Here is an 11260-nt window from a genome sequence, read left to right on the forward strand (position 1 = left end):
TGAGGGGGTCACCCCGAGAACTGGGGACCCGGTAGGGGCAGCGAGTCGTCGTCGAGGTGGGAGCAGGCCGCGCTGAGGGGCAGCCCGAGAGCCCGGGCGGCGGCGTCGACCTCGGCGAGGGTCAGCTCGGCGCGGCGCGGCGCCAGGTCGGACCACAGCCGCCGCACGCGCTCGTCCTCGTCGGCCCGGCCGCTGTGCCAGCTGCGATCGTGGCGCCCGAGGGCCCGCAGGAGCGTCGACGGTACGGCCTGCTGCGGCACGGTGTGCCGCCGGAACGCGTCGCAGACGGCCTCGACCGGCACCCGCTCGTCCACATCGGCCCGCGGCCCGGCGGCGAACGTCACCGGCGAGGCGGCCCAGTCCACCGTGCCCGCGGCGGCGGCGAGCCCGGCGACCACCTCGGCGAGCTCGTCGACGAGGCGCTCCTCGTCGACGTCGAGCAGCGGGCAGCCGACCAGCCGGCCGGTCTGCTCGAGGTAGCCGGTCGCCACGCAGGTGACCCAGATCAGCGACAGCGTGGTGAAGACCGCGCGCACCTCGGGCGCGCCGATCTCGCCGAAGCGCCGGAACCACTGCGGCCGGCCGTCGCGGACGGCCTGATAGGTGGCCCAGGGCGAGGGCAGGTACTGGCTCAGCGCGCGATGCCCGTACTGCTGCACGAGACCGGCGGCCGTGCGCGCGTCACGCAGCGAGCGGCCGACGAGCGAGCGGACGTCCTCGTCGACGTGGTGCACGGCCGGGGTACCGCCGCTGAGCCAGCCGATCGACCGCCCGGCCGCCCGCAGGCGCAGGGCGAGATCGGAGTCCTCGCCCGCGTGCCGGCTCGGGTCGAACGGCGGCCCGTCCGGGGCCAGGTCCCGGCGCAGGCCCGCGTTGGCGGTGATGAGCAGCCCGCCCGGCGACCCGTCCAGCGGGGTGGCGTCGAACATCCGCAGGTGGTCCATGAACGCGGTGACCGGGCCGCCGACCGCGACGCGGATCGGGCCACCGACCGCGGCCGCCCCCGAGCCGAGGGCCGCGGCCATCCGGGCGCACCAGTCGGGCGGCACCAGCACGTCGTCGTCGGCGAAGAGCACGGTGTCGTGGCGCGCCGCGGCGACGCCGGTGTTGCGGGCCGCCGAGACGCCGGCCGGCTCGGAGGTGAGCACACGCAGCATCGGGTCGGCCGGGCCGTCGAAGCCCGTGGTGGCGCCGGGCCCGTTGGCGACGAGCAGGACCTCGGCGTCGGGGCCCAGGCCGCGCGCGGCGGTGAGTGCCGCGTCGACGCACGCCGCGACCGTGTTGCGCTGCAACGTACTCGGGATCACCACGCTGACTGACACGTGCATGATTATCGGTCGCGCGACGACACGGACGGGTGCGGCGCATCCCCTAATATCGGGTCCGGGCGGCAGGGGTTGTCCGCTTTGTCACCCGCGTCCTAGCGTGAGTCGTGACCAGCGGCAAGCACATCGCCTTCTTCACCGCTCCCTCACACGGGCACGTCTATCCGATGCTCGGCATCGTCGAGGAGCTGGCCGGTCGCGGCCACCGGGTCAGCTACGCCACCACGACCGACTTCGCCGGTGCGGTCGGTGCCGCGGGCGCGCACCCGGTCCTCTACGCCTCGACGATGCCCTCCCCCGGTGACCGGAGCCGCCGATGGCCCGAGACCATCACCGAGTCGATGACCCTGTTCCTCAGCGAGGCCGCGGCGACGCTGCCCGCGCTGCGCGAGGCGTTCGCCGCGGACCGGCCCGACGTCGTCGCGGTCGACGACCTGGCCGGGGCCGGCGCGGTCCTGGCCGCGGCGTGGGGCATCCCCGTGGTGCAGATCTGGCCGTTCTTCGCGGCCAACGCGCACTGGTCGCTGCCCCAGCACGCCCCGGCGGCCCAGCGGCCGAAGCCGGCGGCGATGTTCCGCTACGGCACCGACCTGACGGCGCTGCTGCGCTCGGCGGGCCTGCGGATGCCGGTGCCCCAGTACTTCGCGAGCCGCCCGACCGGCGGCGTGGTGCTGCTGCCGCGCGCCTTCCAGTTCCGGGGCGAGACGTTCGGCCCGGAGTTCTCCTTCGTCGGCCCGTGCCTGGGCTCCCGCGGCTTCCAGGGCGAGGCCGCGCCGGCTGCGGCGGACCGGCCGACGCTGCTCATCTCGCTGGGCACGTCCTTCAACGACCGGCCGGAGTTCTACGCCATGTGCCTGGAGGCGTTCGCCGGCGAGCCCTGGCACGTGGTGATGGCCGTCGGCGACCGCATCCGCCGGGAGCAGCTGCCGCCGGTGCCGGACAACATCGAGGTGCACGCGCGCGTCCCGCAGCTGGCGGTGCTGGCCCGGGCCGGCGCCTTCATCACCCACGCCGGCATGGGCTCCATCATGGAGGGTCTCGCCCACGGCGTGCCGCTGATCGCGATCCCGCAGGTGTTCGAGCAGGAGGTGAACGCCGAACGACTCACCGGGCTCGGGCTGGGCGTGTCGCTGCGGCGCGACGCGATCACGGCCGAGGGCCTGCGCGACGCCGTGCGCCGGGCCGACGGCGCCGAGGTCCGGGCCGCGGTCGGCCGGATGCGGGCCGAGGTGCAGGCCGGGGGCGGTGCTCCGGCCGCCGCCGACGCCATCGAGAAGATTGCCGGCTGACGGACACGGCGAACGCACCGGATAGGCCGCTTCGCGCACCGGCCGAGGCCACACGGTTGCCGCAAGGAAAACGATCCGTGACGCCGGGAAGAATCGCCTTTCGGATCCGAACGATGATAACCACCGCACCGGTCGTGACATGCGACGCCACGCCGATGCGGACAGACTTCACCGCCCCTTTCGACCTGCTTAACTTAGGCACTCGAGGGCCGGGGGTCAAGACCAAACCATCGTCGAGTGTCAACCCCTAACCGACGTTACGGCGCGGTGACATCTCAACTAGGGGCGTCGATCCGTTGCCCCGGATTGAACCCCGATGGCAGACTTCCCTTTCGAAGGTGAAGATCGTTCGGGCTGATGCCAGTTCGAGCAACTTGGTTACATGCGAGGCGGTCCGTTCCGGGCAAACGGCCGTCACGCTGAGGGGAACAGTCAACAGTGGGCGCCAGCACGCGTGGGTCCGGACGCGCAGCGATTCTCGACCCCGGATTGGCACCCCTTCCGGCGGTCGAACGGCGGGCCGGCCTGGCATCACAGGCGAGTCTGACCGCAGCCGCGCTGACGCACACGCGATCGGTGCGTGGCAAAGGGAGGGCGACGCGTCAATGCTGCTGGTCGAACGGGACGAACAGTTAACACGCTTAGGAGAGGCGTTCCGCGCCTGCACCGACGGGCGAGGCCAGGTGACTCTCGTCAGCGGCCCGGTGGGCAGCGGCAAGACGGCACTTCTGCTGGCCTTCGCGCGGCAGGCCGTGAATGACGGGGCAAGAGTCATCGGCGCCGGGGGATCCCGGGCCGAGCACAAGTTCCCGTTCGGCATCATCGGCCAACTGCTGCACGACGCCGGATTGGCGCCGAACAGCGACGCCTACGCGGCGGTGCTCAAGGCGCGGTGCGCGCTCGCCGGCTCATTAGGCGACCCGGGATCCGACGGCTCCGTCGACGATCAGGTCCATCTGCCGTACTTACAGACAATCAGCGGCGCATTCGCGGCCATGGCGGCCGAGCAACCGCTGGTGATTGCGGTCGACGACCTGCACTATGCGGACCTTCCCTCGCTGCATTGCCTACTGTACTTGATCCGGCGCCTGCGCTCGACCCGCATCATGGTCGTGCTGAGCGAATCCAACCGGGCGCAACCGACCCACGTGCTGTTCCGCACCGACATCCTGAGCCAGCCACACTTTTCCCGGGTGTCGCTGGCGCCGCTGTCGCGTCGCGGGGTCAACCAGCTCATCGAGGCCAGCCTGGAGCAGCCGACGGCGCCCGAGCTGGCAACGGCCTGCTTCGACGTGAGCGCCGGCAACCCGATGCTGACCCGCGCGCTCATCGACGACCAGATGCGGGCCGCTCGCGAGCCGGACGGCCAGACCACGGCCGAGCTGCGCATCGACGACGCCTTCGAGCAGGCGGTCCTGAGCTTCCTCTACCGGCACGACCCGTCGGTGCTGGCCGTGGCCCAGGCGGTCGCGGTGCTGGGCGAGCCCGGCTCGCCGCAGGTGCTGGCCCGCATGGTCGACGTCGTGCCGGAGAACGCGGCCCAGATCCTGCGGGTCCTGGAGGGCTCGGGCCTGCTGAGCGCGGGCCGATTCCGCCATCCGCGGGCCCGCCGCGCGCTGCTCAACCACCTCCCGGCGGCCGAGCGGCGGGCCCTGCACCGCAAGGCGGCCGAGCTGTTGCAGGAGAACGGGGCGGCGCCGGGCAGCGTGGCCGACCACCTGGTGGAGGCCGCATACGACGACGCCGCCTGGGTGGTGCCCGTGCTGCGCGACGCGGCCCGTCACGCCCTGGCCGACAGCCGGCCCGAGCACGCCTCCGCGCCGTTGCGGCTGGCGCTGCGGGCCGCCCGCGACGACCGGCAGCGGGTCGCGGCCCGCACGGCGCTGATCGGCGCGGAGTGGCAGACCAACCCGCTCATGGTGACGCGCCACCTCGGCGATCTGCTCAGCGGGGTGCGGGCCGACCCGGCCCACGCCGGCGACGCGCTCGCCGCGCTGCCCTACCTGCTGTGGCACGGCCGCGTCGACGAGTCGGTCGAGCTGCTCACCGCGGCCGCCGACGCCTCCGGCCCGGCCCACGTCGAGCTGGCCTCGGAGCTGCGCGGGGCACGGCAGCTGCTCGCCTCCGCGTTCCCGGCCCGGGCCGCCTCGGTGGTGTGCCAGAACCCCGACGCCGCCGCCGTGAGTGCGGCACCGCGGCGGCGCTCGCCGATCCGCGGCGTCTCCGAGGGCAGCACCTGCGCCGAGGAGACGGCGATCAGCGCCCACCTGCAGCCCACGACGCTGCTGACCGCGGTGCTGGGCAACGGATCCCGCGCCGACGCCATCGGGGCCGCCGACCACGTGCTGCAGCGGTGCAGCTCGCAGAAGACGGCCCCCGAGCCGGTGGCCGCGGCGCTGCTGGCCCTGATCTACGCCGACCGCCCCGACCGATGTCTGGCGTGGTGCGAATCGCTGGCCTTGGCCCGGCCCGCGCCGAGCCTGCCCCCGGCCTGGCAGGGCGTGCTCAAGGCGATTCAGGCCGAGGGCGCGCTGCGCCTGGGCAACCTGACGCTGGCCGAGCGGGCGGCCACCGAGGCCCTCGCCATCATGCCGCCCGCGGCCTGGGGCTTCATCATCGGCGGGGTACTGGCGACGCTCATCAGCGCCACCACCGAGATGGGCGCCCTCGACCGGGCCCGCGAGCACCTGGCCACGCCCGTACCCCAGTCGCTGTTCGGCACGCCACTGGGCCTGCACTACCTGCAGGCGCGGGGCCGCTACTACCGGGCCACCGGCCGGCTGCAGGCCGCGCTGACCGACTTCCGCTCCTGCGGCGAGCTGATGAGCTCGTGGCAGCTGGACCTGCCGACGGTGGTGGCGTGGCGGCTCGAGTCGGCCCGCACGTACCTGGCGCTGGGCCGGGCCGACCACGCCGTCGAGCTGGCCCGTGAGCAGCTGCGGCAGCTGGGCCCGCTGGACGGGCGGACCCGCGGCGCGACCCTGCGCACGATCGCGGCCACCTACGCGCCCGAGCAGCGCACGACCGCCCTGGACGAGGCCGTGGACCTGTTGCACGGCACCGGCGACCGCCTCGAGCTCGCGCACGCGCTGGCCGACCTGGGCCGCACGTGGCAGGCGCTGGGCCAGTCGGGCCGGGCGCGGCTGCTGATCCGGCGGGCGCACCACATCAGCGTCGAGTGCGGCGCCGAGCCGCTCAGCCACAGCCTCTCCCACGACGACCCCGAGGCCGGCCTGGTCGTCGAGGCGCCGAAGCCGGGCGCGGGCGAGGTGACGCTCGAGCTGCTCAGCGATGCCGAGCGGAGGGTGGCGGCGCTGGCGGTGCAGGGGTACACCAACCGCGAGATCGCGAGCAAGCTCTACGTCACCGTGAGCACCGTCGAGCAGCATTTGACGCGGGTGTACCGCAAAGTCAACGTCAAGCGCCGGGCCGACCTGCCCGTCGGGCTCGCCCCACCGGCCACGGTGCAGTCCGATCCCGGCATGCGGGCCTGCTGAGCCACCACCCTGAGGGCCGGCGCGAGCCGGCCCTCAGCGGGGGGCGAGGAAGAAGTCGGAGATGGTGTTGACGACCTCGGACTGGTTGGTGAGCACGAAGAAGTGCCCACCGGGGACGACCAGCAGCTCGAACGGGCCCTCCGTGTGCTCCCACCACGCCACGACGTCCTCGGCGACCACGGTCGGGTCGTCCTCGCCCACGAACGCGATGATCGGGCACCGCAGGGCACTGCCGGGCTCGTAGACGTACGTCTCGTCGGCGCGGTAGTCGTCGCGGATCGCCGGCAACATGAGCTGCAGCAGCTGCGCGTCGTCGGGCAGCGGCGACCGCGTGCCGCTGACCGCCTGCAGATGCGCGACGATCCCCTCGTCGTTGCGCAGGTGCACGAACCTGCCGGCGGCGCACGAGGGCGCGGCCCGGCCGGACGGGAACAGCACCATCGGCACGGTGCCCTCGCGCTCGAGGCGGCGAGCGAGCTCGAAGGCGACCAGGGCGCCCATCCCGTGGCCGAAGAGGAGCAGCGGCCGGTCCATCCACGTGCCCAGGGCCGCGTGGATCTCGCGGGCCAGCTCCTGGATCGTGAGCACGTGCGGCTCACTCCAGCGGTCCTGCCGCCCCGGGTACTGCACCGCGAGCACCTCGATGGAGACGGTCATCTCGTCGGACAGGGAGAAGTAGAAGCTGGCCGACTGTCCGGCGGGCGGCAGGCAGACGAGCCGGGCCAGGCATTGCGGGCGGGGGTGGAAGCGCCGGATCCAGCTGGAGCCGGTGGCGTCGCCATCGTGTTCCTGCACAGGCAGTCCTCCCTGGCCACACGGCTGGACCGGAGAACGGACGAAAGAGAGAAATCGAACTATGCGTGAGCGTAGGAACGCGCCGAACTTGATCACACCCCTAGCGGCCCCAGATCTTGAACGGTTCCAGCTCGCGACCTCCCCGGCCGTGAGCGGTGCGCGAGCCGGCGCCGGGCGCGGCCGCGAACCCCGCTGGGGTCCCGGTTCATAGGGGTTGTCGCCCGTTTCGCGCGGCCGTTAGCGTCGGCGCCGCACGGACTTCTCGCGGCCATGCGCCGCCCACCTTCGACCATGGATGGTTTCCCATGTCGGTCGACGCCCAAGGTACGCTGAGCGACCGGTCGCTGCTGCGGCTCGACGACGAGGAGAACGCGGCGCTCGCCGCGCTGGCCGCCGAGTTGTGCGGCACCGCTCCCCATCTGATCGATGCCGCCGAATGGGTGGCGGCGGCGCGGCGGCTGTCGTGCGCGCTTCCCCCGCGGCTGAGCCGCACGCTGCGCGAGTTCACCCACGACTCCGGCCCCGACGGGATGCTGTTGCTGCGCAACCTCCCGGTGGACCCGGACGGCCCGCCGCCGACCCCGATCGTGTTCGGCTCGGTCCAGCGCGCGAGCACCGTGCCGGCCTCGGCCCTCATGCTCGTCGCCATGGCCATGGGCGAGGTGATCGCCTACGACAAGGAGAAGCACGGCGCGCTGGTGCAGAACGTCGTGCCCGTGCCGGGCATGGAGGAGTACCAGGGCAACGCCGGCTCGACGCGGCTGAACATGCACACCGAGAACGCGTTCCACGACTTCCGGCCGGACTTCGTCGGGCTGATGTGCCTGCGCAACGACCACGACAACGTCGCCGGGCTGCGCACGTCGTCGATCCGCAACGCGCTGCCGCTGCTGTCCGAGCCGATCCGGGCGATCCTGCACGAGCCGCGGTTCGTCACGACCGCGCCGGCCTCGTTCGACCTCGGCGACCGGCTCGAGGAGCCGCACGGGGTGCTCAGCGGCGCCGTCGAGGACCCCGACCTGAAGGTGGACTTCAGCAGTACCACGCCCATCGACGACGAGGCCGCCGGCGCCCTGGCGCGGCTGCGCGACGCCATCGACGAGGCGGCGTACACGCTGATCCTGAGCCCCGGCGACCTCGCGTTCGTGGACAACCGCGTGACGCTGCACGGCCGCAACTCCTTCCAGCCCCGCTACGACGGCGCGGACCGCTGGCTGCAGCGGGTCTTCGTCCACCTGGACCTGCGCCGGTCCCGCGCGCTGCGCGGCGCCAACGGGCAGGTCCTCAGCAGCACGCCGGCCTGACCCGAGCGCACCTGAGAGGGCACCATGCCAGTCGGAATGCCAGTCGGAAGAGACGGAAACTACAGCCGGCCGATCTCGGCGACCGAGGCCTGGTTCCTGGTCTATCCGGAGTGGCTGCCGGGCGTGATCCAGGTCGTCGTCGAGGGCACCGGCCCGCTCGGGGCCGACGAGCTCACGGCGGCCGTCGCGGCCGCGTCGCAGGCGTGCCCCGGCGCCCGGCTGACCCGCATGGGCCGCCGCTGGGTCGACAGCACCGTGGCCCCCGCGGTCCGGGTGCTCGACGCGGACGCCTTCGACCCGGACGCGTTCACCGGCCTGCCCGAGCTGCACCAGCCGCTGACCGGCGAGGCCGGCGCCCCCACCTGCGAGGTACTGCTGCTGCCCGGCACCGCCGCCCGCCCGACCAGCATCGTGTTCCGCGCCAACCACGCGGTCATGGACGGCAAGGGCGTGCTGATCTGGATCGACGAGATCTTCCGGGCGCTGCGCGGCGACGAGCCGATCGGCGCCCCGTCGCGCATCACCGAGCACGAGCTGCTCGAGCGGATCACCGCCCCGCGGACCCCGGCGATCGAGGCCGACCTCGAGTGGCCGTCCGCGCTGGGCTCCCGCCCGGCCGGGCCGCAGGGCTTCTTCTGGCGCCGCAAGACCGTCGACGGCGTCCACCCGGCCCTCGTGGCCAAGATCGCGCTGGCCGTCACCGCCGCCTGCGACCTGCCGACGGGACGCTTCCGGATCCCGGTCGACCTGCGCCGCTACGACCCCGCGATCCGCTCGACCGGCAACCTCACGCACAACCCGCTGCTGGACGTCACCGCGGGCTCGGCGTGGGAGGACGCGCACGAGCGGCTGCTGACCATCCTCAGCTCGGGCCAGGACCTCGCGGCCGGGACCGATCCGGCGCTGGCGAACATCCCCCGCGACCACCTCCGCCGGCAGCTGATGGCGCTGGACGACATCTCCGCGAGCCGCGGCCGCTACGGCAGCGTGGCCACCATCTCCCACGTCGGGCGCATCGACCTGGACACCCTGCGCGGGCGGGAGTTCCACGCCACGACCATCTACTCGCTGCCCAACTCCGGGCCCGTCGGGCCGCCGGAGATCAACGCCGTCGAGTGCGGCGGGCGCACGGAGATCACCCTCGGCTGGTACGACCGCCCGGAGCTGGTCGAGCGGGCCGTCGCGCTGCTCGACGCGATCGAGGAGGCGCTGTCGCCGCGGCACCGCCGGATCTGGGCCGGCAACGACAACGCCCGGCCGCTCGCCCGGCCCGGCACCGTGGTCGAGCAGTTCGCCGCGCAGGTGGCCCGGACCCCGGACGCGATCGCCCTCACCAGCCCCGAGGGCAACACCACCTACGCCGAGCTGGACCGCTACTCCAGCGCCGTCGCCGCCGACCTGCAGCGCCGCGGCCTGGGCCGCGACGACGTGGTCGGCCTGTTCGCCGGGCGCACCGTGGCCGCGATGGCCGCCATCTGGGGCATCCTCAAGGCCGGCGCCGCGTACCTGCCGCTGGACCCCCAGCACCCCGACCACCGCCTCGCCGGCCTGCTCGCCGACGCCGGGGTCACCGTCTGCCTGACCGAGGCGCGCCACCGCCACCGCGGGTTCGCCCCGCCCGCCTGCACGCTCGCCGTCATCGAGGAGCTCGCAACCGGCGACGGCACGCTCGAGCCGGTGGAGATCCGCCCCGAGGACCTCGCCTACGTCATCTACACCTCGGGCTCGACGGGCCGGCCCAAGGGCGTGGAGATCGAGCACCGCAACCTGGCCACGTTCGTCAGCTGGTCGACCCGCGTCTACGGCGTCGACGAGCACACCCGGTTCCCGCTGTTCAGCTCGCTCGCCTTCGACCTGTCCAACACCGCCATCTTCCTGCCGGTGCTGGCCGGCGGCTCGATCGCGCTGGTGCCGGACGAGCTGAACCACATGGTGCTGCAGGACATGCTGTTCAACCGCGGGGCGAACAAGCTGAAGCTGACCCCGACCCACCTCGACCTCATCGGCCGGCTCGGCCTGCGCCCGGAGGGGTTCACGGCCGTCATCGCCGGCGGGGAGCTGCTGCGCACGTCGGTGACGGCGCGCGCCCAGGAGGCGTTCGGGCCGCAGTGCCGCATCTTCAACGAGTACGGGCCGACCGAGACGACCATCGGCAACATGACCCGCACGTTCGACGCGCAGGCCGACGCCGGTCTCGCCTCGGTGCCGATCGGGGTGCCGACCGACAACAGCACCATCTACCTCGTCGACACCGAGGGCCGGCTCGTGGAGCCGGGCGAGGTCGGCGAGATGCTGCTGGGCGGCGCGCAGCTGTGCCGGGGGTACCGCGGCCGCCCCGACCTCAACCGCGAGCGCTTCACGGTGATGGCCGGCGGCGAGCGGGTGTACCGCAGTGGGGACCTGGCCCGGCAGCTGCCCAGCGGCGAGCTCGAGTCGGTGGGGCGCAACGACGAGCAGATCAAGGTCCGCGGCTACCGCATCGAGCCCGCCGAGGTCGCCCGTGCGCTGGAGGAGCACCCGGCCGTGGCCCGCGCGTTCGCCGTCGGCCGCACGCGGGACGGCAGCCCGGACAAGATCCTGTGCGCGTACGTCGTGCCGGCCGCCGAGGTCTCCGTGGAGGCGCTCGACGAGCACGTCGGGAAGCTCCTGCCACCGTACATGGTGCCGAGCGCGACCGTGCTCGTCGCGGAGCTGCCGCGCACCGCGAACGGCAAGGTCGACGTGACCGCCCTGCCGGACCCGTTCGCCGACCAGGGCACCTCCGCGGCCTCGGTGACCGCGCTGAGCGGCGAGGTCGAGACCGCGGTCGCCGGGATCTGGGCCCGCACCCTCGCCGTGGACGTGCAGCGGCTCAGCGGCGACGCCGACTTCCACCGCCTCGGCGGCGACTCGGCGAAGCTCCTGGCCATGCTGGCGGCCGTGTGCAACGACATCGTCGGCCGCGGCCGGGAGACGGCCTTCATGTCCGACCTGAGCAAGATCATTCGGGAGCCGACGATCACCCGCATCTCGGACCTGGCCCGCCAGGCGCGCTCCGCCGCCGTCTGAAA

At 73.3% G+C, this 11260-nt stretch carries 6 protein-coding genes; 4 read left to right on the forward strand and 2 right to left on the reverse strand.

Annotation, left to right across the window (positions count from 1 at the left end):
* Positions 1-8 precede the first annotated feature (8 nt).
* Positions 9-1322, reverse strand: coding sequence for a glycosyltransferase family 2 protein (locus tag AC6JBM_RS18065; RefSeq protein WP_497984749.1), 1314 nt, complete (start codon positions 1320-1322; stop codon positions 9-11).
* A 110-nt stretch (positions 1323-1432) separates the two neighbouring features.
* Here AC6JBM_RS18065 and AC6JBM_RS18070 point away from each other — a divergent pair, with 110 nt between their 5' ends.
* Together AC6JBM_RS18070 and AC6JBM_RS18075 are read left to right on the forward strand one after the other, a co-directional pair.
* Positions 1433-2614: a macrolide family glycosyltransferase gene (locus AC6JBM_RS18070; RefSeq protein ID WP_497984750.1), complete on the forward strand. Its 1182-nt coding sequence runs from the start codon at positions 1433-1435 to the stop codon at positions 2612-2614.
* A 605-nt stretch (positions 2615-3219) separates the two neighbouring features.
* Positions 3220-6111: a helix-turn-helix transcriptional regulator gene (locus tag AC6JBM_RS18075; protein WP_497984751.1), complete on the forward strand. Its 2892-nt coding sequence runs from the start codon at positions 3220-3222 to the stop codon at positions 6109-6111.
* 33 nt (positions 6112-6144) lie between these two features.
* On the opposite strand, the gene AC6JBM_RS18080 is transcribed toward AC6JBM_RS18075, so the two are convergent.
* Positions 6145-6906, reverse strand: a complete 762-nt coding sequence (locus tag AC6JBM_RS18080; protein ID WP_497984752.1) for a thioesterase II family protein — start codon at positions 6904-6906, stop codon at positions 6145-6147.
* Between the two features lie 305 nt (positions 6907-7211).
* Between AC6JBM_RS18080 and AC6JBM_RS18085 the strand changes: the two genes are divergently transcribed.
* Together AC6JBM_RS18085 and AC6JBM_RS18090 are read left to right on the forward strand one after the other, a co-directional pair.
* Positions 7212-8210 carry a TauD/TfdA family dioxygenase gene (locus tag AC6JBM_RS18085; protein WP_350625945.1) on the forward strand — a complete coding sequence of 333 codons (999 nt, stop codon included), beginning with the start codon at positions 7212-7214 and terminating at the stop codon, positions 8208-8210.
* Between the two features lie 36 nt (positions 8211-8246).
* On the forward strand, positions 8247-11258 hold the full coding sequence (locus AC6JBM_RS18090; RefSeq protein ID WP_497984753.1) for a non-ribosomal peptide synthetase: 3012 nt from the start codon (positions 8247-8249) through the stop codon (positions 11256-11258).
* The last annotated feature ends 2 nt before the right edge of the window (positions 11259-11260 follow it).

Source organism: Dactylosporangium thailandense (assembly GCF_059739745.1).

Excerpts from the sequence above, each read along its gene's own strand:
- AC6JBM_RS18075 (WP_497984751.1), top strand. The coding sequence starts at position 3,220 with ATGCTGCTGGTCGAACGGGACGAACAGTTAACACGCTTAGGAGAGGCG.
- AC6JBM_RS18085 (WP_350625945.1), top strand. The coding sequence starts at position 7,212 with ATGTCGGTCGACGCCCAAGGTACGCTGAGCGACCGGTCGCTGCTGCGG.
- AC6JBM_RS18090 (WP_497984753.1), top strand. The coding sequence starts at position 8,247 with ATGCCAGTCGGAAGAGACGGAAACTACAGCCGGCCGATCTCGGCGACC.